Raw genomic sequence first — 25,942 nt, 5'->3', positions numbered from 1 at the left:
GCCTCGGTTTTGTCAATAAAACGCCGCATAAAATCCCGCCCTTGCCCAAGCGTTCATTGTAATGTTGAAGTTCAAACTTGTGTCGACATCGGAACTTCCAGTACCGCATCGGACATTGCAAAACTGGAACATGGATGAATATAATTAAATTCTATGTCCGCAGCACGGCGCCCGTCGGTTTTTAGGGGAACATATACATTACCCGAAAGAAGCTTTGAACGACACCACCCGCACTCACCGCTACGGCAACGTGCCGGAGCAATAATACCGGCTCGCTCGATCGCCACAAGCAGAGGTTCATCGGCAGAAGCGGAAATATTATATTCTTTACCGCATTGGATAACTGTGAGATTAAAAACTTTCCGGCGTATTTCCATAGGATAACCCGGTTGATTCCAAGGATCTTTTATCATTCCGAACAGTTCTCTTCGAACAAGTTTTTTGCGTAAAGAAAGCTTTTCAAGTTCTTTATCGAGAAAGTTATACATAGCCTGTGGGCCGCACATGAACACGCTGAATGCATTTCCGCCGTATTTTTTTATTAAATCCGCTGTTATAAAACCGTGTTCAAAGCCTTGTTTATCCTCGTCGGATAGCACATAAATTACTTTTACTTTATCGCAGACGGCACATACTTCATCAAGCTCTTTTCTATAAGTAATATCTTCTTCCTTTCGTGAACCATATAGAATAATCAGCTCGAAATCCTCAAGCTTATCCCTTAGTGCATAAGCCATTCCTATGAAAGGCGTTATCCCGGAGCCGCCGGCCAGAGCTACAACTTTTTTTTCATCTCGAGGTCTTTCATAATACAGATGGCCTTGCGGACCTGAAATAATGAGTTTTTGGCCGACTTTCCATTTGTCGTGAATATACAAACTGGCAAAGCCCGCATCGTTGCGCTTAACCATTATGTGATATTCACCGTGTTTTGCATCGAGGGGGGAAGAGCAAAGCGAATAAGGACGGGTTGTCGTAACTCCGCCGATAGAAAGTGATACGCTGATATACTGGCCGGCACGAAAAGATGCAAGCGGTTCGTTATGTTCGGTTTTTAATATGATTATTTTTGTGTCAACCCCACAATTACGAATTTCGGAAATAACAACATGTTGTTTTTCGGGATGACGTTGTTTTGCTTTTTCATTCGTAATAAAACTCTTCGGCAGAGGAGTTGCAGGAGCAGCTTCGATCGCAGCTTCACGGAACTTCGGCATATTCTTAAACCGGAGCATATCCAGTGCGCCTATTACATTAATCTTATAGTTACACTTTTTTGTCATATTTTTAAACCTCCTCTGCCTTCATTTCCGCAAGAGTCTTTTTTGCAAGCGTATCCCCGCTGAATATCGCGGAATTGTATCCGTCTCCTCGAATACTTGCCGCACCGACAAACTTCAGCCCCTTAATAGGAAATTCACTGCCCATCATCATCATACGCGGCATCATGCTATCCCAATCTTTTAACTCAAAACCATAAGCAGCACCCTGTGGCGTGTTTACATAGTTACACATTGTCCAAGGAGTTGCTATCTCTATTTCTTCAATATATGGCTTTATTATATAACCCGTACGTTCTTCAAAAAGGTTAATAAGTTTTTCTGCAAAAGCAGTCTTGGTGTTTACATAATCATCCTGCTCCACATTTGCCCAGTCGTCATCCATAAATGCGCTGGTTAGAGAAATAACACAAGTGCCCTGAGGAGAGAAATTCGGATTAATTACATTATAACAAACCATAACCTGATTACAATTAGTTTCTCTGCGTTTCCCGGCCTCATATTCTTTTACCGTATCGGCAGAAGTCGGAAGGAAAATAGTATAGTCATGAATACCGAGCTCCTCTGCACTTACATCAAGCCCCAAATAGACGATAAACATGCGGGCTGAATAAGTTCTGGCATTACCGAGTTTGACCATGCGTTCCGGGACAACCTCGGGAGGACACATTGTTGCATAGACCATATTTTGATTCATATTGCATAAAATATAGCGTGTATTCACTGTCCCGCAAGTAGTCTCAACACCTCGTACAGCCTTATTATCATCAAAAAGAATCCGTGTCGCAGTACAGTTCATCCAAACTTCCCCTCCAAATTTACGGAAGCATTCAAGCATTCCCGTGGTCAGTTCGTTACTGGTCTTGTCGGGGATCCAAGCACCGTGAGTAACATATAGCCAAAGCATATTTACATACTGCAAAAAAGACAAATGATCGGCATCTACGCCTAAATATCCCCAGTATGTATTCATAATATCTTGAGCAAGCTTCGGCATTTTCATAGCTTTAAAAACACGATTTACACTGTAGCTCCCGAGGCGTAAAAAATTCGGAAAATGTTTTTTCATATACACGGGGTCTGTCTTGCCGGCAACGCTCAATGAATAATCACCGGCCGCATGAAATTCCGTGCCGAGATCAAAGAGGTTCTGTATGGATTCACGACACCCCGGTACAAGCCGCTCCATCTCATTTACAAAATTTTCTATACCGCAAGGTAATGTTGCATCGATATGTGTCTTTCCGTCACTTGCGGTTGTAATCACACGGAAATTGTCAGGAATTCGGTGCCAAATAATATTCAGCCCGAAATCATTCACAACCGTTTTTCTGCAACCGCCCGGATTCTCGGCAGTTCCCCATTCGCATATTTCATGTAAAGCCGTTTCAAATTCAAAACGCCCTCTGCGAAAGCTTGAAGCACAACCTCCCGGAAGATTATGACGCTCAACAAGAAGAGTCTTTTTCCCTGCCAAAGCCATTCGACAGGCGGCTGCCAAGCCTCCGTTACCGGCACCGATTACGACAGCATCATATTTCGGCATAGAACGCCCCCTTTAGTTATGTTATCATTACTAATTATATCAGTCTTTACTCATACGTCAAGTTTTTGTCTTACCGATTTTTCCCTCTTCAGATAATTTTAAATATCGACATAAAATCCGCACATAAAATCCCGCCCTTGCCCAAGCGTTCATTGTAGTGTATGATTTTACGCGTGAAAACGCAACAGAATTTCAGTTTGATATATGAAGATGACGACCTTGTCGTACTGAATAAAAAAGCGGGATTGGCGGTTGCCGCCGACCGTTACGATCCGGAGGCTCCGCGTTTGGATCTCGAAGCCGAAAAGGAACTGGGGCCTTTGTATGCGGTTCACAGAATCGACAAGGACACGTCGGGGCTGATTTTATACGCCCGCACCGAAAACGCTCAAAAAAAACTTTCGCAGGCTTTTGAAAAACGCCTTGTGCAAAAAACATACCACGCGCTTGTATACGGCAGACCGCTTTGGGAAACGCTGCGAGCCGACATGCCCCTGCTGCCCGATGCGGATTTACGCCACCGTACCGCGGTCAACCGCAAATCGGGAAAACCCTCCGTTACGGATTTTACCTTTTTAGGACAGTGCGGGCCTTTTTCGTGGATGGAAGCAAAGCCGCTGACAGGGCGCACACACCAAATACGGGTGCATGTAACCGAATGCGGTTTTCCGATCGTGTGCGATCCCCTATACGGGCCGGCGGGACAAAAGAGCGTGCGCCTGTCGGAACTAAAGCGTTCGTGGCGCGGCGATCCTTTTGAAGAAAGGCCGCTTTTATCGCGGCTCGCCCTTCACGCGTTCCGGCTCGCCTTCGACCATCCCGTAACCGGTAAACCGCTTGTCTTCGCCGCGCCCTACCCGAAAGATTTGGAAGCCGTGCGCAAACAGCTTGCCAAATTGTACAAAACCGACCCACTTGCACACTATGAAAACTGAACGTCTTTTTTTTGCGCGCACGCGCCTATGCATACTTTTTCTACTGTGTGTTTTTGCGCACGGCGCTTTCGCGCAAAGCGATGCGGGCGCAAAACTGAATCCGTGGTTTTCGCAGCTCGACCTTTCTTTTGCGAGCGGCGGCACATATGCAAATATAAAAGAATTCGTGTATAAAAAGAATTCGGCGGGCAAATATGCGCTTTTAAGCCGCCTCGATTGGAAAGACATTTTCATGTGGACGGTCGGCGCAAAACTCGGCTGCGATATAAACCGCTGGCGTTTTGTCTTCGATTTTTCGACGGCTTTGCCCGTTCCCGGCCCTTCGTCCATGCAGGACCGCGATTGGAAAACGCTCGATTCGGCCCTTACCGATTATTCCGAACACCCGATGCGTCTCGATTCTTTTTTCGGTACGGGAGCAAGCCTTGCTTACCGTTTTTTTGATACGGAAGTTCTTATCTTGGGCGCCGGCGCAGGCTTTGCCTATACGGCGACAAACCTGACCGCCTACGACGGAAGCGCTTTCCTGCCCTCGCAAAAAAACTACAGCGGGGACGTCGTTTCGTATTCGCAGCGGATATATGAACCGCGCATTATGCTCTACGGCGAATGGAAACCCTTCAGCCTGTTTGAAACACACGCACGTCTTTTCGTATCCCCTTTCACCTTTATTCGCGCAACGGATACGCACTACGCAATAGTCGATGCTTCGGGCGCATCTCTGGCACCGGCAATCGGCAAGCAATATTCCGACCGCCCGTTCGGCCCGGCATCATTTAAAGCGGAACTCGCCCTGCGTTTTAATCTGCCGCAAAAAAAATCCGCGGGCGAAACGGAAAGCGAAAAACGGACACATCCGGCTTCGGTGCGCCATGCCATTGCATTGCAGGCTGATGCCGCCTTTGTACCGGAATTAAAAGGGGCTTCATATTCTCGTTCGTCAAAATCGCTACCATTCGCAAAAACGGGAGACAAAGCCGGATCTTCTTATTTTTCTTTCGGAATTTCTCTTGCATATTGTATGCGGATACGCTGAATGCGCCGCCTGCGCTGTTCTTCAACCGTAAACAAAAGGCCGAATCGCAAAACATGTTCGGACGTTTCGGGCAAATAACCGAACTGTTCCAAAAGCCAGCCGGCGATCGTATCGTATTCCTCGGATGCAAGCTGCAAACCGAAGATGTTATTCACGTCGCTTAAAAGCATGTCGCCGGGAACGATAAATTCCGAAGAACTTATCACCGCGATACGGTCTTCGGGTGCTTTATCGGAACCGTTATATTCGTCGATTATGCGGCCGAAAACGGCTTTAAGAATATCGTCCATCGTTACGATGCCGAAGTTGCTTCCGTGTTCGTCGACGACAACGGCAAAATTCCTCTTTTCGGTTTTAAACGTGTGCAAAAGCGACAAAGCCGTCTGCGTTTCCGGAACGAACAAAACGCGGTGCATGATGTCGCCGAGCGAAAAATCCTTTTTGCTGCCGGCGTAAAATAAAATATCTTTAAAATGAATAAGCCCTTCGATTTCGTCGAACGAAGATGCGCAAACCGGCAAGCGCGAATAGCCCGACTCGGAAACCGCCTGCACGACTTCCTTGTACGAAGCGTCGGCACGGACCGTTTTTACGAGTGTACGTGGACGCGCAATATCGCGAAGGCGCAAATCGGTAAATTCGAAAATCCGGTGCAGCAGCTCTTTTTCGCCGCTTTGCAGCGTTCCCTCTTGGCCGCCCACATCGAAAAGCGTTTTCAGTTCGCCTTCGGTAAGCCGCCCCGATTCGGGATGTCGGTTTTTATTCAAAAGCGACGTCAGGGCTTGGACGATTTTAAGAAAAATCCACACAAGCGGCGAAAGCGCGCGCCGAACAACGGTTAAAAAATCGGCAAAGCGGGCGGCGGTTCGCACTCCGTTCGATGCAGCGATCGTTTTGGGAAGCACTTCGCCGAATACAATGATAATAAAAGTCATACATGCCGCGGCAGCGGCATTCCCCTTACCGCCGAGAAGACTCACGGCCAAAGCCGCCGCAAGCGACGAAGAAAGCGAATTGACAAAATTATTGCCGATAAGAATCGCCGTTAAAACTTCAGGCATATTTTTTTTCAAATATGCAATGCGCTGCGCCTTCGGTTCCTTTTTTTTAAGCATTTGACGCAGCTGAATATTCGAAACCGAAAGCAGCGCCGTTTCGGACGATGAAAAAACGGCGGAAAAAGCGATAAGCACAATCAGCACAATAACGGAAACCAAAACGTTCACCGTTCGACCTCCGCCTTTATGTGCACTTGTCTGATTCGTCTGCCCGACATCAAATTGACGGTAAAACGCCAGCCGTCGAACACAATAGAATCGCCCGGCTGCGGCACGGCGTCCAGTTTTTCCATAATAAAACCGGCAACCGTTTCGTTAAAGTCGGAATGCAGCGGTATTCCCAGTTTTTCGGACAAATCGATAAGACGCGTTTTGCCGCTGACGAGCGCTTCATTTTCGCTGATTTTTACTTCTTTTTCGCTTTCGGGAAAATAATATTCGTCGTTTACGGTTCCGAAAATCTCTTCGGCAATATCGTCCTTAGTAAGAATTCCCGCCGTACCCGAATATTCGTCCAGCACAACAGCAATCGTTTGATTGTTTTCGTACAGCGCTTGCTGAATATCGGTCATGTTTTTCGTTTCGAGAATGAAAAGCGGCGGCCGCATAATTTTTTTTACCGAAAAGTCCTTTTTGCTGCCCGAATACGGCAGCAGGTCTTTAACGTACAGCACGCCGATAATATCGTCTATGTCCCTTCCCCTCACGGGAAAAAGCGAAAGGCGCGATTTTTGTGCAAGCTCGAGTATTTCGGTATAGCCGGTGTTTTGCGCAATGCTGACGATTTCCGTACGCGGCACCATAATATCCTGCGCTTCAAGATCGGTAAAGGTAAACACATTGCGCATCATTTTTTCGCCGGCCGAGTGAATAAGTCCTTCTTCGCCGCCGACTTCGATAAAGGTTTTGATTTCCTCTTCGGTAAACGACACCGTCGGCGAAGCAACCTTAATGCCGAAAAGCGCGATAAGGCGCGAGCACAACAGGGTAAAAAAGCGCACGAGCGGATTGAACACATACGAAAAAAAAGTTATGGGACCTGCAAGCGTAAAGGCAACGCTTTCCGGCCGGGCGGCCGCTGCGGTTTTGGGAAGAATTTCGCCGAAAATCAACAGCAAAAGGGTTGCACTCACGGACGCGAGCGCAACGCCTAAAGACTGCCCTCTCGAGCCGAACAAGGTAAGCGCGAGGGACGTAAACAAAACCGATAAACCTATGTTTACGATATTGTTGCCGACAAGCACCGTGTTTAAAAGGCGTTCTTTGTTATCCAAAAGTTTTCCGGCTTTCAGCGCACCCTTGTGTTTTTTATCGCGCAAAAACCGCAGCCGCAGTTTGTTTATCGAAAAAAACGCGGTTTCGGCTGCCGAAAACATCATCGAAAAAAAGATAAGAATAAGGGTTCCCGACACTATCAGCGCGGTCAACATATCGCAACCCGGCCTTTTTATTGAGCCTGCGCTTTTTGTGCATTCGGAATATTCGAAAACGAATCGATAAGCGACAACAAATCGGCGCTCATCGAGCTGTCCGGCGCGGCGTTATACGCTTGCTGTAGATAGGTTTTTACGTCTTCTTTCGACACCTTTGTGCTTTGCATGGCGTAATAAGCGGCGGCATAATACAGTTCCTGAATTTGAGTTTTCGTTAAAAGATCCGATTCGCCGAGCAGCACCAAAAACGTATTCACCGCACCGTCGTAATCGCCGGATGCCGCCAGTCTTGCTCCGTCGAACGCCGCTTTACGCACCTTGTATTTTCCCAAAAGGCCGCTTTTATTTTCAGGATCGGAAGCGACGATATCGGTAAACAGATCCATGAGCGTCATATGAAAACGCTCGGGAATGGCTTCTATATATGCATCCGTCGCTTTTACTTTGGCAGTCCCCGACGCTTTTTGCATTTTTGCATACAGCGCATTGACTTTTCTTTCGTTGCCGCGCTCCGCGCGGATAAGTTTTAAAACATCGGCAGGCGTCTTTGTCGAAGTCGTCATCGGCAAAAACGCGAAAGGCTGCCCGGCTTTGGTAACGAGCAGGGCTGAAGGAGCCGCTATTACCCCCATAGTCGTTGCAAGGCGGTAATTTTTGCTGCTTTGGCCGGCCGAAGGAGAAGTAATATATTCGATATCGATTCGCAACAGCACGTAGTTTTTGCCCGCCGCTTTTTTGAATTCTTCCGTATCGAAAATATCGACTTGAAGCTCTTCACTTACGGTATCCCACTTTAACCCCGTAAACAGTAAAAAAATATCTTTATTTTCCGCCTGTGCGGCCGAAAGGGCGGTGTTAAAGTCGTCGTACCATACGGGTGAATCCGTATAGCAGCCGGTAAAAAAAATCGGTAAAAAAAGTGCGAAAAGCACGGCCGTCATTATGGCGGCACAAACGCGTTTGCGAAAATTCATACGGTTTTACTTCCTTTTGCTTTGTCCCGGAACATACATCAATGCGGAATTTTATGCGGTGCGCAAGGCCGCGCGGGTATCCACAATACGGCGCATATCGACTATATTGTTGACGATGATATAGCTGTCGTACACTTCTATTTTGCGCTTTTCGACAAAGCGGTTCACCTCTTCGCGGACGGCGTCCACGGGCAAACCGGCCCAGTGCGAAATATCCTGAATCGTCAGATTGAAGCGCATGGTGCGTTCGTTCGGATCCGCCGGCGTCTGCATTTCGGCAAACATAAGGAAAACATCGGCAATGCGGGCTTGCGTGTCTTCGATAACCAAAATTCTGAAGCGGCGCTTTTGATCGTAAATACGCTTGCAAAACAATTTAAGCAGTATAAGCGCAATCTGGGGATTGCCGGTAATTAAAAGTTCGAAGTTTTCTTTATTGAATTCCAGCACTTCAACCTTGTCCACCGCAACGGCCGTTGCCGAACGGGGAGAATTTTCCAATATGGCCATTTCACCGAAAAATTCGGACGGGCGCAAAATATCCAAATTCTTCTTTGCGCCTTTTACGCATTTTACAAGCTGCACCGAGCCGGATTGAATCAGATAAAAACTGTCGCCCGGTTCGTATTCGGCGATAATAACGGAGCCCGGCTCGAATGTTTTGGCAAAGCGCGAAAAGGCCGGAAGCGAAAACTGCTTTAAAGCGCCGGCTCCGGTACCTGCGGCTTCTTTTTCCGATTCTTCAGCCGCAGCTTGTTGGCGCTGGTTGCCGCCACGCTGTTTTTGCATATCAAGCTTGCGCTTCGTATTCGTATACAGCCGGGCCGCTTCTTCCTTATTTGCCGCATTCGGAAATCGCGACAAGAGCTTCATGCACACGTCGCAGCAGGCTTTATACTGTTCGTCCTCGAGAAAGCTTTGCGCAACCGACAACATGCCCGTCGGTTGGTCAACGTCGGCGTTGCTGTTTAAGATGGATTCCGTTTTACGGTGAATGGCGCGCAGCTGATTCGAAAACACGCGCAGCATTTTCATAATGATCGCTTTATTTTCGCTGAACATTTTTTCGAATTCGGCGACGTTAAGCGCTATAACCAGACTATCGGCAACAACCGTTGCGGTTTCTTCGCGCGGGAAATGTCCCAAAGCCGACTTTACGCCGAAAAATTCGCCGCGCTTTATATGCTCCGTTTGCGGTACGCCGGTTTCGATATCGGTACTTGTTAAAACAATAAGTCCCTGCTGCAAAATAAATATTCTTTCGTCGCGATCACCCGAGAAGTAAATAATCGAACCTTTTGTGTACTGCATTGCCTTAGGCATGACTGTTCCTCTGACTGTCTGAGATACGGCGAGTTCCGAAATCGACACCGATAGCACGCCGGCAAAACAAATCGGCGCATCCCGGAATTCCGTACGTTTATTATAACATAAAACATAAAAATATGCTATTGTTTTTTTTGCAGCTTTTTTTTGCGACGCAGCGAAGAAAGTCCGTTTTTTTCGCCGTCGACGCCTATTATAATGTATATGAAGATTATGAGTTTTTCGCCTTTCGGCTATGAAGGCGCTTTGGTCACGATCGAAGTGGATTTGAGACGCGGCATTCCCGCAGTCGACATGGTAGGTCTTGCCGACAACGCGGTGCGCGAATCGCGGGAGCGCATGAGAGCCGCCATACGGAACTCAGGTTTCGAGTTTCCCGTTGAACGGGTACTGATCAGCTTGTCGCCGGCGGATGTAAAAAAAGAGGGTGCCGGCTTCGATTTGGCAATCGCGCTTGCCGTGCTGCACAAAAAAGAGCATCCGGAATACGGGATCGCAAAAGATGCGGCGCTCGTTATGGGGGAATTGGAACTTTCAGGCCGCATACGGGCGGTACGCGGCGTTCATGCGGCGCTTTCGACCGCACGGGAATACGGCATACGCAACTGTATAATTCCCGCGGAAAATACCGCCGAGGCGGGCGTTTTTTCGTCGATGAAGGTCTTCCCCGTGCGATTTTTAACGGACGCCTTTGAACTGTTTTCAAAACTTGCGTCCGAAAGCGAACAAAAAGATGCAGACGTCGGCACGGACTGCGGCTTTACCGAATCTTTCGATACGGACACAGGTGCGCACGATCGTACCGCGGAATTGCCCGCCGCACGCTCAAGCGAATGCGCAAACATAAAGGACGAGCCGGTTGTTTTTTCCGATTTTCCGCCGCAAGCGGATTACCGCGAAATAAGCGGACAAGGTTTTTTAATCGAAGCGCTGCAAATAGCGGCTGCGGGAAGACATAACCTTATCGCATACGGCCCGCCCGGCTGCGGAAAAACGCTTGCACTGAGCCGCTTTTATACGCTTTTGCCGCGCCTGACGCACGAAGAGGCCTTAACCGTAACGCGCATTTACAGCATCGCCGGTCTTTTAACGTCCGGTACGCGGATATTGCAGGATCCGCCCTTCCGAATGCCGCACCAAAGTTCAACCGCGGAAGGGATTATCGGCGGCGGCATGCACTGCCGCCCCGGAGAAATATCGCTTGCACACAACGGCGTGCTGTTTTTGGACGAAGCGGCCGACTTCCGCATATCGGTTTTACAGGCTTTGCGCGTGCCGCTCGAAGAAGGGAAAATCACGTTAAGCAGAGCGGGACGCAGCACCGAATACCCGGCTCACTTTCAGCTGCTTTTGGCGGCAAATCCGTGCCCCTGCGGCAATTTCGGCAGTACGGATAAAATTTGTCTGTGCCGGCCTCAGGCGGTCGAACAGTATTGGAGACGTTTTTCGGCACCCTTACTCGACCGAATCGACATCCGCGTTGCGCTTATCGGTCCGGGCGAGACGGTAAAAACACGCGAAGGGGATGCGGACGGTTTTTTTTCGGCCGAACAAAGGCTGTCCACCGCGCAGCTGCGTGAGGCGATCGCCGATGCGACGGCCATACAACGCAAGCGGCAGGGCAAACCGAACGCCCGGCTCGAAGCGGCCGAAATTCGGCAATTTTGTCCGCTCGGCGAAGAGGCCGAGCGCTTTTTAACCGAGAGCGCCCGGCGATTCGCTTTTTCGGCGCGCGGTATACACAGCTGCATAAAACTTGCGCGTACCTGCGCCGATACGGAAAAAAGCGCGCGCATTCAAAAACATCATATGGAAAAAGCGGTGCTTTTCCACCGGAACGCCGGCGGCATCCATATGATGTTTTAAACCGTGCTTAAGGCTGATACTGTATGTTTGAAATAAGCCAGCACAGCTTTTTGCCCGCTTCGTTCAGCGTGCCGAGGTTTTCCGTTATGGGAACGTAATCGTCGTTTTTTTGCCGGAAATTCGGGAAAAAGAGGTCGTACTGACCGGGCACATACAAGGCGCCCGCATCAAACCCGGCCGGCTTTGCCATATCGTCGCCCTGATAGATGCGGGAAGTAAAGGTTTTGCTCGTTTTATGCGCTTCTTCCCGGAACACTTCAATGATGTTCCGTTTACCTTTACGCATATCGTACAAAACGCTGTCGTCTTGGAAGTATACGGTCACTTTTTGACTTTGTTCGATGACCGTTCCCGTGTAAGTTATACCGTTCACATTCTTCGATACGGCAGTCTTTGACGTTTTAACCGCTCCGTAAATTTCCTTTACTTTACCGAAATCGTTTGAAGGCAAAAGCACAATATCGGCGCCGTCCAAACCGGAAAGCAGCAAGCCGAGCGTTCCGCTGTCGCGGACAAAGCGGACGTCCAAACTGTCGGGCCCCATCGTCGAAGAGGCTACCGCGGTTTGCAGTGCTTTTCTGACACGCGCTTCACCCGGATAGCTTGAATTCGTTCCGCCGTAGACGATAACCAGTTTAAGCGTCAATTTTGCGCTTACGTCGGCAAGCTCTTTCGTAACCGAGCCGGGAATGATTTTTTCGGCTTGGGCATAGGCCTTTTTCGCCTGACGGAAGGCCGTATAATTTGCAAGTTTTACCTTCGCATCGCCTTCTTCCGCATACAGACCGGCGGCTTTTTGTTTAAGGAGAGCACTTTTTTCGGCGCTGCCTTTATAACCGCTTTGCCACGAATCCGCCTGAGCGTAATATTCGGAAGCTTTTAAAAGCGTGTCGGGGTTTTTGGATTGCGCAAACGATTCGGCCGCATCATAACAAAGCAACGCACCCAGCTCGTTTACTTTTTCGTTCGGCTGTGTGCCGTATTTTTTAGCACGCTTTAAAAACGGCAGCGCATCCAAGGCCGACGCGGGAGAACGGGCGGTCTTATATATGCCGAGCGCCTTCGCATATAAAGCCTCGGCGGCCTTTTCTCCGGCATCTTTTTGAAGCTGCGTATAATCCACAGGTTCAAAGCGGACGATTTCCCTTTTTCCGGCTAAACCGTTCGGATACTGCTTTTGCAAAAGTTCCACGCGGCTGTACAGCACAATCCAACCGGGAATTGAATCGGCAATGTCGGCATACACAAGCTGATCGACTTGGGCACGCTTGATCATGTCGGCAATGAAAAGCTCCGCCTTATCCATTTCGTTTTTATACACTTTTATGTACGAATCGGACGTTTTGCCGTCGATAAGAAGCGCGGCGGCGGAAACGGCTCTGTCTACGGGATTTTTTCCCGAAACCTGCATACTTGCGCAGCCGACCGCAACAAAAACACAGGCGGCCAACACGCAATAAATCGGTTTGATTTTCATATAGTTTTTCATACGTCCAATATAATAAAAAAAGCGATTTCCGTACAGGGGTAGATTTTAAAGCCAACCCGATATTTTTTTTCACATCAGAAATTCCGTAGTCCGCAAAAGCCGCAAATACCGGTCCGATATTTGATTCTTGCTGCTCTAAACTCTTTTCAAGTAAAACTACTACTTGTTGAGCTATTGTTCTGTTTTCATTTTTTGCAATATATGAAATTTTTCTGTAAATATCTACAGTACAATGATTGCGATATAATTGAAGACATTTCCGTTGCCGTTATAGCAGTTTAACGAAATTTTTGTTATTATAGGTTTATCTGCCGCATTCCCGGTACTCTCTTGACCTTAAAAAAGGATAACGCAGCATATATTTGGGAGACTATAAAAATGAACAAACCGATTTGTTGTTTGCTGTTTATTGTGAGTTCACTCGGCTTGTATGCACAAAAGTACATCGCCGTAGATTACGACAAGAGCTGGGATCATTATGTCATAGATAACAAAGTGAATGTCCGCTCGACGCCGAGCCTTTCCGGTGAAAAACTGTTTCAGCTGAATGCAGGCGATGCGGTTCGTATTATCAAATGGAATAAAGATTGGGAATGGCTTTTAGAGGAAGGCTATTATGCACCGTGGTACAAAATCTCCTGCGCCCAAGGGACGGGTTATATCTGCGGTCGATATATTTCCTGCAAAGAGGCTGTAGGGGATCTCGATAACGACGGGGAAGATGAGATTTTTGCATGTCTTTGCATTACCGAACGTAAAGGAGGGGCGGTTTCCGATGTCCATCCAAGTTTTTATAATGTAAATAAAAATCATGTGCTGATAAAAAAATCACATATTGAACATATTGATTTAGAAAAATTTTACAAAAAACCCATTGCGGAAGATACGTCTTATTCGATAGTCAAATGCGAAGACTTGGTACCGAATGTATCGTTTCTTGTTGCAATAAGCGGCTTCGGCGATTCAAGCGTTGGAGGCGACGGCTGGTCTAAAGCACGATATTTTTATTTTGTAAACGGGACGTTAAAATATTTTGCGACGCTTTCCAACAGTTGGTCTGAAACGCACCATGAAACAGTCGAAAAATTTGAATTTAACGGAGACAGGATAGAACATATCAATACTTATATAAGATGGGAAAACGGCAAGGAATCGGCTCCCAGAATCAAGCGCATATCTTACCGGTGGGATGGGAAAGATTTTATAAAAATTGAAGATTAGAAGTACAGATCAAAAAAATTCGGTTTTTCAAATCTTATGGGCGATTATGAAGAAACCGGAGCGGGACATTGCAATAAAGGTTTGCATTTTTTCTTCTCGGTTTGTGCAAGGGGATGCCGCGGAGGTTTAATGAACTTACGACGGCTATTAAAGAGTTTTATGCACGAATCGGATATGAAAACGGCTTGGATGAATTTATATTTAGAGAACGATTCGGCAATTTGTAAAGCAGATACGATAAAAAACGCCGTCCGAAATATCGCCGTCACTTTTCGGAACTTTTTGCCGGTGCGGAAATCTACCCGGGCGGATACGGAATTATTCGGAACGACCAACCGGATTTGTCATGCGACAAACTGTATGAAAACAAAAGCACTGAAAAGGGAATACGACCTGTCTCCGGTCGACATCAAACAGCCCCGATAGTCCGGGGCTCTCCCTCATTACCGCAGTTCGGTGAGCTCCACTTCAAACACGAGGTACGCATTGCCCGGAATGACGCCGGGGATGCCGTTCGCTCCGTACGCCATATTCGGCGGCAACACGATTGTGCGTTTTTCGTGCAGTTTCATGTCCTGTACCATAACGTCAAAGCCGGGAATCATTTGTCCGGCACCGGTCGTAAAGCGCAGCGGAGAACGTCCCTGCGAAGAGTCGAACACCTGTCCGTTCAAAAGAGAACCCGTGTAATGCACGGCGGCTTGCCGGCCCTTGCCCGCCTTGTTGCCGCTTCCGTCTTTTTTTACAAGGTAATAAATACCGTTCGCGTCTTTTTTCGCGCCGGGGAATTTCGCTTCGATTTCTTTAAAGACCTTTTCACCGGCTTCTTTTTTTAAGCGGTTAAAGTCCGCTTGGGTCGCCGTAAACTTTTTCGCTTCGCTTCCGTTGCGGATAATCGTTACCTTTTTTATCACATCGTTTACAAGCATCGAATTGACAACGTCCTGTCCGGCGACAACACGGCCGAACACGGTATGCTTTCCGTCGAGCCACGGCGTTGGCACAATTGTAATAAAAAACTGACTGCCGTTCGTGCCCGCACCGGCGTTCGCCATCGAAAGAATGCCCGCCTTATTGTGGCGCAGATCGGAAACGATTTCGTCCGGGAAAACATAGCCCGGCCCGCCGCGGCCGGTTCCCTGAGGATCGCCGCCTTGAATCATAAAATCCTGCTCATCACCGTTTTTTTTGCTTATAACGCGGTGGAATTTCAAGCCGTCGTAAAAGGGCTTTCCCTTCGCCGCATCGAGCGCTCCTTCGGCCAAACCGACGAAATTCGTAACGGTTAAGGGAGTTTGCTTATAATACAGTTCAAGTACGATATCTCCGCGCGTCGTTTCCATAACGGCAAAAACGCCGTCCTTATCTTTTATGCTGTCCGTTGCTTTACTCATTTGAGCATACCCTCCGAATAAAATTGCCGCAAAAATCGCCGTAACGGCCGTTTTTTTAAAATTTTTATGCACATCAATCTCCCGTTTTTAAGGCTGTCCGACTTTTATACTCGGACAAACACCAATTATATACGGCGTCCGCTCTGGAACCGTAGGATTTGGCGAGCCTGTCCGACACAAAAGGAATTTTCGCCGCATCCGCCTGTATTAAGATATAACACACAATGGAATCTTCGGTTTCAACGGCGTTAAAACTTAAAACCAAATTGCCCGGCTTTACGATGTTAAACCCCTTGTAAACAAGCTTTTCCGTATTTACCGCACGAAAAGCGGTTTCGCCCGAGTCTTCCGCATACGAAAACCGGTATACGCAGCCGTTCAGCGAGCGGTCTTTTTGGTACACGTACGAAACAAGTCCGTCCGTTTTTCGGTCGACGGGGTCGGGAATCGTTTTGCGCTCTTCGGGATTGTTTACCGTATGCACGTCGGTATATAAGGTTTCCCATCTGTTGCGGGAATTCGAATAATACTGAATGCCGGTCATAGTCGATAAATTGCGCAAAACGGCCGAAACTTCATCGATGCCGCCGCCCGTTTTCGGAATAAGATACAGCGATTCGACGATGAATACCGGCTCGTTTTCTTTATCCCACGAAAAAGCGGCTTTTTTGCACAATTCCGTGTCGGGGCAAAGACCGAGCGTAACGTTCTTTTCGCCGTAAAATGAACGCTGAATACGTCCTTTTTGCAAAAGTTCGGCCACCGTTTCGGCAGGCAAAAGACTTTGCAGCGCCGGAGCGGCGCTTTCGCGGCCGGAAGTACTTTCGCCTTCGCCCGCAAGCGCGCACAAAAAAGCGCACGCAAAGGCAAAAAAAAGCGCGCACACTACAGCCTGTGCTTTCGGTTTATTAACGAACACCTTTATATAAAACCCTCACTTGTTTATATAAACCTTCACCCTCGCTTTTGGTTTCAATGTCGCCGATATCATTTAAAGTCGTGTGGATAAGGCGGCGCTCAAAAGGATTCATCGGCTCGAGCAAAACGGACGAACGGCTTGTTCTTACGCGGTCTGCCGTCGTGTATGCGAGGCGCACTAAGGATTCTTCGCGCCGTATGCGGTAATTTTCCGTATCGAGGACAATCTTCGTATCCGGATTGTCGAGGCGGCCCGCATACACGTTCGCCAAAAGCTGGAGCGCGTCAAGCGTTTTACCCTTGCGACCGATCAAAACCGACGAATTCGGCGACGAAAGCTTTATACCGATTTTATACTCTTCGCGGAACATCACTTCGGCCGTGCATTCGTAGCCCATTTTACGCACAACCGAACAGATAAAATCGATAAGTTTTTTTTCAAATTCATCCTTGGGCAGGGGATCCGCAAAAAGCGAATCGCGCGATGCGGCGGCGTTTTCACGCCTTTCTTTTCCCGCGTGTACATCGTCGGTGTGCACGCGGATTTTTACGTGGCCTTTTTTAAACAACCCGTTTTTTTGCGTTTCGATAATTTCAACGTCAAACTGGTCTTGTTCCAAACCGAGATCGGCGGCCGCAGCTTCAATAGCGTCCCGTTCGGTTTTTCCTTCATATTCATATACCATAGCGTACCTCGCCTAATTAAAATCCGTTTAATTTCCGCCGCGCGCTTACTTTTTCCGCTTTTTTAAAACCGGCTTTTTATTTTCTTCGGCCAGTCCCATTTCAACGCGTTTGGCGTGCATCATTTTGTTTATAAACATTTGCTGAATAAGCTGCAAAAAGTTGCTGACCGTCCAATAAAGCAAAAGTCCGGCAGGCGCGCTGTAAAACATAAAGAAGAAAAACAGCGGCATACCGTACATCATAAGCTTCATGGAATTGCCGCCGGCAGCGTTCGCCGAAGCGGTTTGCGTAATCTTGGTAAACAAAAGCTGCGAAGCGACATAAATAATCGGCAAAAGCCTAAGCGCCGATCCTCCGATAAGCGGAATCGTCGACGGGAAAATATAAATACTGTCGCCGACCGACAAATCGGGAATCCAGCCGGGAATAAACATGGCACCGCGGAATTCAAAATAGTTGTTGAACAAATTGAACATTGCAAAAATAAGCGGAAACTGAATGAGCAGCGGCAAACAGCCCGAAAGCGGATTATAACCCGCTTCTTTGTAGAACTTGCCCATTTCCGCATTCATTTTTTCCGGATTATTTTTGTATTTATCCTGAATTTCCTTAATGCGCGGCTGCAGTTCCTGCATTTTCAGCGTCGAAACCGAACTTTTTTTCGTCAAAGGGAACATGGCGACTTTCAGCAAAATCGTCATTAAAATAATCGAAACGCCCCAGTTCGGAATAAGTTTGTAAAAGAATTCCATAAGGAATTTCAAAAAGGTTTCGAGCCAGCTCAGCCAGCCGGAACCGAGCGCTTCATCGAGTTTTAGATTCGAAAGCTTCCAATTGTTTTCGGCGGCATTATTGTATATGCCCAGATTTTTTTCGACCTTGGGGCCCATGTACACATAGTACGAATCCTGCGCAAAAGAGCCGGAAACGGGCGCGCGGACTAAAAGGAGTTGCGCGTCCTGAAAGTTGTCCACTTCGTTTTTGGTCGAATACGAGGCCGACTGAATCGCCGATGAAGTTAAAGGAATTACCTGTTGCACAAAGTATTTTCCGGCGACGCCTGCCCAGTTGAAGCCTTTATCGTACACTTTAACCTGCCCGTTCGACAAGTTAAGCTTTTTTACTTTTTCCTTTGTGTAAAATATAAAGGTCCGGCGCTCGTAGCGGTCAACCTTGGGGTTGTAATACGGCCCGATTTGCGGCGAACTGCGCAGCGTGTATGCGGCATCGCCGAACGCAAGACCGTTCATGTTTTTTGCGCCGTCGATCGTAATATCCAGTTTAAAAACGTATTCTTCGGGATCGAAGGTATACTGCTTTACGAGCGTAAACGAATCTTGACCGCCGGTCGAATTGGTAACGCTGAATTTTTTATAAAAGCCGATCGTTCTGTCGTCGATGATTTTTGCGTTGAACAAATCGTTTACAATCGCGTTTGCCGAACCGCCGAAGGCAAGCGCAAAAGCGCGGTTCGTCGGGCTGATGTTTTTTGCCATTTGAACGGGCTTTCCGCCGTCCGAATGGTCTTTTAATTCATAACCGATAATATCCCCGCCGCGGTTTGTAAAGCGCACTTTAATCGTCTTCGTTTCAATAACGTATTCCCGTTCTTCAAGAACCTCTTCGCCGGCCGCATCTTCGTCTTCAACCGGCTCTTCCGCGGAATCGGCTGCGGAAAGGCGCATCGAATCGGAACCCTGCGCCGCATTTACTGCGGAGGGAGTGTTCGCCGTGTTTTGCAAAGTTTGACTTTGCACCTCGGTATTTTCGGCCGGCTGCGGCTTCGAAAAAAATTTGCTTTGAATAAAAAACGACGCAAATAAAACAAGCGAAGAAAGGACTATAGCCCAAATTGTATTTTTATCCATTTTTTCTCCTGATAAAATAGTAGCCGGCTTTTTTACGGAACGGGATCGTAGCCTCCCCGGCAATAAGGATTGCACCGCAGTATGCGTTTACATGCCAAAAAAGAACCTTTAAACGCTCCGTATTTGCGTACCGCATCGAGCGCATATTCGGAACAAGTCGGATAAAACCTGCACGACGGCGGAAAAAGAGGCGATATGCATATTTGATAAAAACGGATCAAGCCGATACAAAAAAAGGTTAGCGGTTTTTTAAAAAAAATCGGTATTTTCATACAAACAGCCCGGCTTTTCCGCACAAATCCCGCATTTCGGCGCATCTTTTTTCAAGCGAATCGCTTCCCGGATATACCAATAAAACCATATCGTAGCCGGCGCGCATATCCGCCCGCAACAGACGGTATGCTTCGCGGCTTAACCGCTTGCTCCGGTTGCGCTGAACGGCGTTTCCGAAACCTCTCGGAAGGGCAAAGGCGATTCGGTTTGCGTCCGTGCCGGTAAACAAAAAAAACAGTTTGGCGCCGGCCGTATGAACCCTTTTCCCTTTTTTAAACAAACGCTGGATGTCGCCGCTCTTTTTTATACGTTCGTTGGCGCCGAACGATCCGGTTTTACGCGGTTTTATTTCCATTTATGCCGGATATCAATACGGTTTTTTTTCGTCGGATACGGTCAGTTTATAGCGTCCTTTTGCTCTGCGCCTTTTAAGCACCAAACGTCCGCCGCGTGTTTTCATACGGGCTCTAAAACCGAATTTTCTGTTTCTTTTAACTTTGCTGGGTTGATATGTCCGTTTCATGGAACACTCCTCTTATATACAAGAGCTTCACAAAGCGGAAGCCCCCGAATTTTAATAACGGTTTGTTAGAATAACATGTTTTGAAGAGCTTGGTCAATAGGCGGATTCGGCTCAGTCCTCAAATCGGTCGGGAAAGAAATCCCGGGACGCTTTTATGCGGACGAGGGACACAAAGCCGCCGCGATATTTTTTTGCAAATTCGTCGATTGTGTATTCTTCCCCTTTTTCGAATACCGAAAGCTGAAAGCGCCCCTGCGAATCGAACCACGGGAAAAAGGCGGCGGTGCCCGTAAAAACCTGCCGCTCGACCGTACCGGCTTGGGTTTGCGGCAAGCTTTGGCGCACCGCACCCAAAAAGAAACGGTCGGCTTCGGTAACGGCAAGCACGTAAAACAGCGGCTTTAAAAGTTCGACCGGATAGCCCGAATTGAACGCGTAGCCGGTTTTTTTGGGTACGCCGTCGGCATCGATATAATACGCAAAAGCGTCGGTTTTTACGTCGGCTCCGGAAGTGTTCCGGTCGTACACGATGTCGGTACGTGCCGAAATTGCGGCGGCCGCCAAGGTTCTGATGTTTTCGAGCGATTTCGCATCCGTTTGTTCTTCTTCGAGGCGCACGGTGCCGCCCGTAAGCGGTTTTACAAGCCCGTCGACAATCCATTTTACGAAGTTTAACGATGCACCCTCGCCAGAGATTTTCCCGCTTTTGTGCAGCGAAGGAAGTAAAAAACGCACAAGGCCGATCATTTGCTTTACGCCGTCATAGGAATACGAAAAAACCTTTGTATAATTCCACGGCAGCGTATAGCGCGTTAAACGCGAAAGATCCTCGAGCGTCGCGGTATAAAAACGGTCGAAGCCGACGGGAACGGGAACCCCGCCTGCGGCAACGGCGCCGAATACGACAAAATCGGCAAGGCATTTTTCTTTACCGGGGAAAAAATCGGCGTACACCTCACCGTCGGGCACAATATAATAACGGATGTGCAACGGTTTTCCCGTCAGTGCGTCGCGGTATAAAACCCAGCTGCCCGGCGCGGTTTCGGGCCATGTTTCAATCCATATTTCTTTTGCCGTGTTTTCGTTTTCCGGCGGAAGGGCGGACGGAACGTTTTTTTCCTCGGCGGACTTTTCGGAAACGGCGGCCGGAGCGGAAGCCTTGCCCGCATTCGAAGGAATCACCGTTACGGGCTGAACTCCCGTCTGCAAATCGTCGGCCGGTTCGCCGACGGAAGGTGCGGCCGGATTTTCCGAAGACATTTCAAGATTGTTTACGGCCATAAGCACTTTTTGCCGTACCAGCGGCGCAACGATAATGCGCATTTGGCCGTCTTCTTCTTCCTGCCGGACAAGAAAATAATCGCCGACCCTGTTTTGCATCAATTGCGGTTCGGCCGTGCGAACGATTTCGGGATCCTGCATAAACCACGTTTCAATCAATTCTTTGCGGCACGAAGCGGATTCGGGAATTTCGCGGACGGGAGGCGCCTTTGTTTTTTGCGCAGCCTGTGCGTACAAAAACGGAACGCCCGCACACAGAAAAACCGCACAGGTAAAAAAACGAAAAGAACGCAACAAATTTTTTTTACGCGCAAAGCTATGCGTGAGCCGTCTTTTTTTCATCGGGGTGCCTTCCTTCGGGGGCGTTTGCCAACAGCAGCTTTAAGCGGTTAAGCTGATTGACTTCGCTGGAACCCGGATCATAGTCTATTGCGGCGATGTTCGCGTCGGGGTAGCGCGTGCGCAATTCCTTAATCATTCCTTTGCCGGTAACGTGATTCGGCAAGCACGCAAAGGGCTGAACGCAGGCTATATTCGGCACGCCTTCTTCGATGAGTTCAACCATTTCGGCGGTTAAAAACCAGCCTTCGCCGGTGATGTTGCCCAGCTGAACGATGTCGTCGACGCCGCGCATCAAATCGTAGATCGACGAAGGCGGATCGAAGCGCCGGCTTTTTTTCAGTTCTTTTTTTATCGTCTTTCGGAACAATTCCAAAGCCCACACCAAAAGCCGCGCATTGCGTTCGGTCTTTTTCGAAAACGCGAGTTTTCTGTGGCGGAAAATACCGTTTGAAAACGAATAAAACAAAAAGTCGGCCAAGTCGGGCACAACGCATTCGGCGCCTTCGCGTTCGATTGTCGAAAAGATGTCGTTGTTCGCCGTCGGGTGGAATTTGACGAGGATTTCTCCGACAACGCCGATGCGCGGTTTGCGCTGCGGCAACAGCGGCAGTTCGTCGAATTCGCGCACGATATTTTTTACAAGCCGGTTGTATTTAAACACCGACAGCGACTTTAAAGTTTTTTGCGCTTTTTCGTTCCACTTTTCGTAAAGTGCATTCGCCGAACCGCTGACCGCCTCGTAGGGGCGGGTACGGTACAGCACGCGCATGAGCAGGTCGCCGATCATAACCGAGCGCAGCGCCCGTATAAGGAGCGGAATCGTTATTTTAAAGCCGGGGTTTTTTTCAAATCCCTGAGCGCTCAGCGAGATGACGGGTATGTGCGCCCAGCCCGCGTCGGCCAAAGCGCGGCGGATAAATCCGATGTAGTTTGTCGCGCGGCAGCCGCCCCCCGTTTGCGAAATGAGCAGGCTCACGTGATTCAAATCGTACAAGCCCGATTTGAGCGCGGCAATCATTTGCCCCGCAACCAGAATCGACGGATAACAAGCGTCGTTGTTTACGAATTGCAGCCCCGTATCGACGGCCGCCGCATCGACTTCCGGCAAGATGACGAATTTGAATCCCGAATACAAAAACGCCTGCTGTACCAAGCGGAAATGAATCGGAGACATTTGCGGCGCCAAAATCGTATGCGTAATCTTCATTTCTTTTGTGAAAACGGGGCGGCTGTAAGAAGCGCTTCGCACAACGACTTCGGTATGGCGCCGTGCGCGCTCTTTTACGGCGGCAATAAGGCTTCGTATGCGGATGCGCACGGCGCCCAAGTTTGAACCTTCATCGATTTTTATGAGGGTAAACATGCGCCCCCGTGCGTTCAGGATTTCTTCAACCTGATCGGCCGTTACCGCGTCCAAACCGCAACCGAAACTCGTAAGCTGCACAAGTTCCAAATTCGGCATGCCGGACGCAAAAGAGGCGGCGCGGTACAAACGGTTGTGATAAGTCCACTGGTCCACAACGCGCAGAGGCCGTTCAATGGAACCCAAGTGCGCAACGCTGTCTTCGGTTAAAACGCCCAAACCCAGCCCGGCAATCAATTCGGGAATGCCGTGGTTGATTTCCGGATCCAAGTGGTAGGGACGCCCCGAAAGAATAATGCCGCCCGCTCCGCGCCGAATAAGTTCTTCGAGGGCTTGTTCGCCCTGCTCGTGAACTTCGCTGCGGAATTTTTCCTGTTCGTCCCAGCCGGCTTCGACGGCATCCTTTACTTCTTTAAATGTTAAATCGGGAAATTTTACGCTCAATTCTTCATACAGGCGTTCGCCGAGCCGCTTTTTGTCGTATATGGGCAAAAAGGGGTTCATAAAGGTAATCGAAGGATCGCGGCGCAACTCGTCCACGTTGTTGCGCAAAACTTCCGGATAGCTGGTAACGATCGGGCAATTGTAGTGATTGCCCGCCAAGGGGTCTTCCTGCATTTCGTACGGAGCGCAGGGATAAAATATGAATTTAACGCCGGCTTTCAATAATGAAGCGACATGGCCGTGGCTTATTTTTCCCGGATAGCACACCGATTCGGACGGAATGGTTTCGAGCCCCTGTTCGTAAATTGCGCGGGTTGAACGCGGCGACAAGCGCACGCGGAAGCCCAATTTTGTAAAAACGGTAAACCACAAAGGATAATTTTCGTACATGTTCAAAACGCGCAAAAGCCCCACGTCTCCGCGCGGAGCCTTATCAGGCGTTAAGGGCACATACGAAAAAAGCCGTTTGTACTTCCATGCGAAAAGGTTCGGCAGGGGGCCGTCTTTTCCGGCTCCGGCCGTATTCGTATTGCGTGCGTTCGACGCATCGACGACGTTTTCCGATCCTTCGATTTCGGCGCCGCGCTCACAGCGGTTGCCCGTAATAAAGGTTCTGCTTTTTCCGCCCGTGCTGAACGTATTTATCGTTAAAAGACAATTATTGGAACATTTTCCGCAGCGGCGCAAATCCAGCTTCACGTTAAAAGATTCAAGCTGTTTAAGATTCGCAATGCCCGAATGAATTTGCCCCGTACTGACTTTTCGTGCAAAGGCTTCGGCTTCTTCGGTCGTTGCGCCGGCAGGCATAGCCGTCAAATCCTTCCACTGATCCATGGCGATTAAAGCCGCGCCGTAGGCGCCCATGAGGCCTGCAACGTCGGGACGGAACACGTTTACGCCGGAAATCTTTTCAAAAGCGCGCAGCACCGCGTCGTTGTTAAAGGTTCCGCCCTGTACGACGACCTTTGTGCCGATGTCGCTCGCTTTACGCAGTTTAATGACTTTAAACAGCGCGTTTTTTATAACCGAATACGAAAGTCCGGCGGAAATATCGGCAACGGTCGCGCCTTCTTTTTGCGCCTGCTTTACGCGGCTGTTCATAAAAACGGTACAGCGGCTGCCCAAGTCCACGGGGTTTTCGGCCAAAAGCGCCTTTTTGCTGAAGGTGCGCACGTCCATGCCGAGCGAGCGCGCAAAGTTGTCCAAAAAGCTGCCGCAGCCGGACGAACAGGCTTCGTTCAGCTGTATCGAAGTGATTGCGCCGTCTTTCATGCGCAGGCACTTCATATCCTGACCGCCTATGTCCAAGAGGAATTCGACGCCGGGAACAAAAAAATCGGCGGCACGGTAATGGGCGATCGTTTCGACTTCGCCCGCATCAACGTTCAGCGCCGCCTGAAACAGCGCTTCGCCGTAGCCGGTCGAAACCGCGCGCGCAATGTATACCGATTTCGGCAAAAGCTTGTATAAATCTTTTAAAACGCGCACGGCAAGTTCAACGGGATTTCCCGCATTTACGTCGTAAAAACGCCACAAAATGCGTCCGTCGCAATCCGTCAAAACGGCCTTGGTCGTCGTCGAACCGGAGTCCAAGCCCAAAAAAACCGGACCGCTTATATCGGCAAGTTCGGCCGTAGCCGCCATTTCGGCCGCATGGCGCTTGTGAAATTCTTCAAGTTCTTCTTCGTTTTTAAACAGAGGCTGCAAACGCTGAACTTCTTTCATTTCGGCGCCGACAAGCGTTTTAAGCGATTCGCGCAATTCGGCAACCGTCGGAAACTTGTTTTTTTCGCCGCTTTGCACACAACTGTACGCGCGTTCAGCCGACAAAGCCGCTCCTTCGGCGACAAAAAGCTGGGAGTTTTCCGGAACGATGGCGGCCTTCCCTTCAAGTTTTAAGGTAACGATAAAACGCTCGCGCAACTGATCCAAAAAGTGCAGGGGGCCGCCCAAAAAGGCGACGTTCCCGCGTATGGGCTTTCCGCACGCAAGGCCGGATATGGTTTGGCTTACGACAGCCTGAAAAATACTGACGGCGATATCTTCGCGGCGGGCGCCCTCGTTGATAAGCGGCTGAATGTCGGTTTTGGCGAATACGCCGCAGCGCGCCGCAATGGGATAAATCGTCGAAAAGCCGCGCGCAAGCTCGTTCAAGCCGGGCGCATCGGTTTCCAGCAAGGCCGCCATTTGGTCTATAAAGGCGCCCGTTCCGCCGGCGCAGGTACCGTTCATGCGCTGCTCCATGCCGCCGGTCATATACGTAATCTTGGCGTCTTCGCCGCCCAATTCGATAACGACGTCGGCTTCGGGAATGCGCTTTTTTACCGCCGTCGTCGAGGCGACGACTTCCTGTATAAAAGGAACGGAAAGCCAATGCGACACGGCAAGCCCGCCCGACCCGGTTACGCGGATGCTCAAGCGCTGCGTTTCCTTTGCGGGGTACTTCTTTTCAATGCTGTCCAATGCGTTGCCGACTACGGTTATAATCGTAGAGCGGATATCGGCGCGATGGCGCTCGTATTGGCTGAATACGATTTCGGAATCCGCATCCAATGCGACGACCTTTACGGTCGTAGAGCCTATATCTATACCTAAACGAACCGGCTCGGAAGCCGGTTTGAATAAAAGCTGTTCCACAATATCGATATTCTACAGGGATTGTCATAAAGAGGCAATAGCGGTATG

21 protein-coding genes are annotated in these 25,942 nt (G+C 49.0%); 5 read left to right on the top strand and 16 right to left on the bottom strand.

From position 1 onward, the window contains the following. Window positions 1-71 precede the first annotated feature (71 nt). Window positions 72-1,283, bottom strand: a complete 1,212-nt coding sequence (locus HMPREF9194_RS00280) for an iron-sulfur cluster-binding domain-containing protein (protein ID WP_016524362.1) — start codon at window positions 1,281-1,283, stop codon at window positions 72-74. A gap of 4 nt (window positions 1,284-1,287) precedes the next feature. After that, window positions 1,288-2,826, bottom strand: a complete 1,539-nt coding sequence (locus tag HMPREF9194_RS00275) for a phytoene desaturase family protein (RefSeq protein WP_016524361.1) — start codon at window positions 2,824-2,826, stop codon at window positions 1,288-1,290. A 161-nt stretch (window positions 2,827-2,987) separates the two neighbouring features. On the opposite strand from HMPREF9194_RS00275, the gene HMPREF9194_RS00270 reads away from it, so the two are divergent. Together HMPREF9194_RS00270 and HMPREF9194_RS00265 are read left to right on the top strand one after the other, a co-directional pair. Continuing rightward, window positions 2,988-3,761, top strand: coding sequence for an RluA family pseudouridine synthase (locus tag HMPREF9194_RS00270; RefSeq protein WP_016524360.1), 774 nt, complete (start codon window positions 2,988-2,990; stop codon window positions 3,759-3,761). Further along, on the top strand, window positions 3,751-4,797 hold the full coding sequence (locus HMPREF9194_RS00265) for an omptin family outer membrane protease (protein WP_016524359.1): 1,047 nt from the start codon (window positions 3,751-3,753) through the stop codon (window positions 4,795-4,797). Before HMPREF9194_RS00270 ends, HMPREF9194_RS00265 begins: the two co-directional genes overlap by 11 nt. Here the strand turns inward: HMPREF9194_RS00265 and HMPREF9194_RS00260 are convergent. The 4 genes from HMPREF9194_RS00260 to HMPREF9194_RS12020 are packed head-to-tail and all read right to left on the bottom strand — an operon-like array spanning window position 4,749 to window position 9,585. Then, a complete protein-coding gene (locus HMPREF9194_RS00260; protein WP_016524358.1) occupies window positions 4,749-6,023 on the bottom strand; it encodes a hemolysin family protein in 1,275 nt (424 codons plus the stop codon). The genes HMPREF9194_RS00265 and HMPREF9194_RS00260 overlap by 49 nt on opposite strands. Then, window positions 6,020-7,285 carry a hemolysin family protein gene (locus tag HMPREF9194_RS00255; RefSeq protein WP_016524357.1) on the bottom strand — a complete coding sequence of 422 codons (1,266 nt, stop codon included), beginning with the start codon at window positions 7,283-7,285 and terminating at the stop codon, window positions 6,020-6,022. Before HMPREF9194_RS00255 ends, HMPREF9194_RS00260 begins: the two co-directional genes overlap by 4 nt. Before the next feature lie 17 nt (window positions 7,286-7,302). After that, window positions 7,303-8,262 (bottom strand): thioredoxin family protein, encoded by a 960-nt coding sequence (locus HMPREF9194_RS11700; RefSeq protein WP_016524356.1) that lies wholly within the window; start codon window positions 8,260-8,262, stop codon window positions 7,303-7,305. Between the two features lie 51 nt (window positions 8,263-8,313). Next, window positions 8,314-9,585 carry a Crp/Fnr family transcriptional regulator gene (locus HMPREF9194_RS12020; protein ID WP_016524355.1) on the bottom strand — a complete coding sequence of 424 codons (1,272 nt, stop codon included), beginning with the start codon at window positions 9,583-9,585 and terminating at the stop codon, window positions 8,314-8,316. 207 nt (window positions 9,586-9,792) lie between these two features. On the opposite strand from HMPREF9194_RS12020, the gene HMPREF9194_RS00240 reads away from it, so the two are divergent. Continuing rightward, complete coding sequence (locus HMPREF9194_RS00240) at window positions 9,793-11,454, top strand: YifB family Mg chelatase-like AAA ATPase (protein WP_040846385.1); 1,662 nt, start codon at window positions 9,793-9,795, stop codon at window positions 11,452-11,454. A gap of 7 nt (window positions 11,455-11,461) precedes the next feature. On the opposite strand, the gene HMPREF9194_RS00235 is transcribed toward HMPREF9194_RS00240, so the two are convergent. Beyond that, window positions 11,462-12,943 carry a hypothetical protein gene (locus HMPREF9194_RS00235; protein WP_040846083.1) on the bottom strand — a complete coding sequence of 494 codons (1,482 nt, stop codon included), beginning with the start codon at window positions 12,941-12,943 and terminating at the stop codon, window positions 11,462-11,464. Between the two features lie 378 nt (window positions 12,944-13,321). Here HMPREF9194_RS00235 and HMPREF9194_RS00230 point away from each other — a divergent pair, with 378 nt between their 5' ends. Then, window positions 13,322-14,164: an SH3 domain-containing protein gene (locus tag HMPREF9194_RS00230; RefSeq protein ID WP_016524352.1), complete on the top strand. Its 843-nt coding sequence runs from the start codon at window positions 13,322-13,324 to the stop codon at window positions 14,162-14,164. Window positions 14,165-14,200: 36 nt separating this feature from the next. Beyond that, window positions 14,201-14,590, top strand: coding sequence for a hypothetical protein (locus HMPREF9194_RS00225; protein WP_156827973.1), 390 nt, complete (start codon window positions 14,201-14,203; stop codon window positions 14,588-14,590). 17 nt (window positions 14,591-14,607) lie between these two features. On the opposite strand, the gene HMPREF9194_RS00220 is transcribed toward HMPREF9194_RS00225, so the two are convergent. From HMPREF9194_RS00220 to HMPREF9194_RS00180, 9 genes are all read right to left on the bottom strand, one after another. Beyond that, window positions 14,608-15,558 carry a peptidylprolyl isomerase gene (locus HMPREF9194_RS00220; protein WP_016524350.1) on the bottom strand — a complete coding sequence of 317 codons (951 nt, stop codon included), beginning with the start codon at window positions 15,556-15,558 and terminating at the stop codon, window positions 14,608-14,610. 73 nt (window positions 15,559-15,631) lie between these two features. Continuing rightward, window positions 15,632-16,477 carry a DUF6675 family protein gene (locus HMPREF9194_RS00215; RefSeq protein WP_016524349.1) on the bottom strand — a complete coding sequence of 282 codons (846 nt, stop codon included), beginning with the start codon at window positions 16,475-16,477 and terminating at the stop codon, window positions 15,632-15,634. Next, window positions 16,467-17,162, bottom strand: a complete 696-nt coding sequence (gene jag, locus HMPREF9194_RS00210) for an RNA-binding cell elongation regulator Jag/EloR (protein WP_016524348.1) — start codon at window positions 17,160-17,162, stop codon at window positions 16,467-16,469. Before jag ends, HMPREF9194_RS00215 begins: the two co-directional genes overlap by 11 nt. Before the next feature lie 45 nt (window positions 17,163-17,207). After that, window positions 17,208-19,031 carry a membrane protein insertase YidC gene (yidC, locus tag HMPREF9194_RS00205; RefSeq protein ID WP_016524347.1) on the bottom strand — a complete coding sequence of 608 codons (1,824 nt, stop codon included), beginning with the start codon at window positions 19,029-19,031 and terminating at the stop codon, window positions 17,208-17,210. A gap of 32 nt (window positions 19,032-19,063) precedes the next feature. Continuing rightward, window positions 19,064-19,303, bottom strand: coding sequence for a membrane protein insertion efficiency factor YidD (yidD, locus tag HMPREF9194_RS00200; protein ID WP_051127814.1), 240 nt, complete (start codon window positions 19,301-19,303; stop codon window positions 19,064-19,066). Next, window positions 19,300-19,659, bottom strand: a complete 360-nt coding sequence (gene rnpA / locus HMPREF9194_RS00195; protein WP_016524346.1) for a ribonuclease P protein component — start codon at window positions 19,657-19,659, stop codon at window positions 19,300-19,302. Before rnpA ends, yidD begins: the two co-directional genes overlap by 4 nt. Before the next feature lie 12 nt (window positions 19,660-19,671). Further along, the gene (rpmH, locus tag HMPREF9194_RS00190) at window positions 19,672-19,827 is read right to left on the bottom strand and encodes a 50S ribosomal protein L34 (RefSeq protein WP_016524345.1); all 156 of its coding nucleotides are present in this window, start codon (window positions 19,825-19,827) and stop codon (window positions 19,672-19,674) included. Window positions 19,828-19,938: 111 nt separating this feature from the next. After that, a complete protein-coding gene (locus tag HMPREF9194_RS00185; protein WP_016524344.1) occupies window positions 19,939-21,450 on the bottom strand; it encodes a hypothetical protein in 1,512 nt (503 codons plus the stop codon). After that, entirely contained in the window at window positions 21,425-25,894 is a 4,470-nt protein-coding gene (locus HMPREF9194_RS00180; protein ID WP_016524343.1) for a 2-hydroxyacyl-CoA dehydratase, read from the bottom strand. The genes HMPREF9194_RS00185 and HMPREF9194_RS00180 overlap by 26 nt, the downstream gene beginning before the upstream one ends. Window positions 25,895-25,942: the final 48 nt, after the last annotated feature.

Origin of the sequence: Treponema maltophilum ATCC 51939 (assembly GCF_000413055.1) — a bacterium.
GTDB lineage: Bacteria > Spirochaetota > Spirochaetia > Treponematales > Treponemataceae > Treponema_C > Treponema_C maltophilum.
This window is presented reverse-complemented; position numbering and strand designations above follow the sequence as displayed.

Coding starts and splice junctions, on each gene's coding strand:
- HMPREF9194_RS00240 (WP_040846385.1), top strand. CDS start 9,793: ATGAAGATTATGAGTTTTTCGCCTTTCGGCTATGAAGGCGCTTTGGTC.
- HMPREF9194_RS00230 (WP_016524352.1), top strand. CDS start 13,322: ATGAACAAACCGATTTGTTGTTTGCTGTTTATTGTGAGTTCACTCGGC.
- HMPREF9194_RS00280 (WP_016524362.1), bottom strand. CDS start 1,283: ATGACAAAAAAGTGTAACTATAAGATTAATGTAATAGGCGCACTGGAT.
- HMPREF9194_RS00275 (WP_016524361.1), bottom strand. CDS start 2,826: ATGCCGAAATATGATGCTGTCGTAATCGGTGCCGGTAACGGAGGCTTG.
- HMPREF9194_RS00225 (WP_156827973.1), top strand. CDS start 14,201: ATGGGCGATTATGAAGAAACCGGAGCGGGACATTGCAATAAAGGTTTG.
- HMPREF9194_RS00220 (WP_016524350.1), bottom strand. CDS start 15,558: ATGAGTAAAGCAACGGACAGCATAAAAGATAAGGACGGCGTTTTTGCC.
- rpmH (WP_016524345.1), bottom strand. CDS start 19,827: ATGAAACGGACATATCAACCCAGCAAAGTTAAAAGAAACAGAAAATTC.
- HMPREF9194_RS11700 (WP_016524356.1), bottom strand. CDS start 8,262: ATGAATTTTCGCAAACGCGTTTGTGCCGCCATAATGACGGCCGTGCTT.
- yidD (WP_051127814.1), bottom strand. CDS start 19,303: ATGAAAATACCGATTTTTTTTAAAAAACCGCTAACCTTTTTTTGTATC.
- HMPREF9194_RS00255 (WP_016524357.1), bottom strand. CDS start 7,285: ATGTTGACCGCGCTGATAGTGTCGGGAACCCTTATTCTTATCTTTTTT.
- HMPREF9194_RS00235 (WP_040846083.1), bottom strand. CDS start 12,943: ATGAAAAACTATATGAAAATCAAACCGATTTATTGCGTGTTGGCCGCC.
- rnpA (WP_016524346.1), bottom strand. CDS start 19,659: ATGGAAATAAAACCGCGTAAAACCGGATCGTTCGGCGCCAACGAACGT.
- HMPREF9194_RS00265 (WP_016524359.1), top strand. CDS start 3,751: ATGAAAACTGAACGTCTTTTTTTTGCGCGCACGCGCCTATGCATACTT.
- yidC (WP_016524347.1), bottom strand. CDS start 19,031: ATGGATAAAAATACAATTTGGGCTATAGTCCTTTCTTCGCTTGTTTTA.
- HMPREF9194_RS00185 (WP_016524344.1), bottom strand. CDS start 21,450: ATGAAAAAAAGACGGCTCACGCATAGCTTTGCGCGTAAAAAAAATTTG.
- HMPREF9194_RS12020 (WP_016524355.1), bottom strand. CDS start 9,585: ATGCCTAAGGCAATGCAGTACACAAAAGGTTCGATTATTTACTTCTCG.
- jag (WP_016524348.1), bottom strand. CDS start 17,162: ATGGTATATGAATATGAAGGAAAAACCGAACGGGACGCTATTGAAGCT.
- HMPREF9194_RS00270 (WP_016524360.1), top strand. CDS start 2,988: ATGATTTTACGCGTGAAAACGCAACAGAATTTCAGTTTGATATATGAA.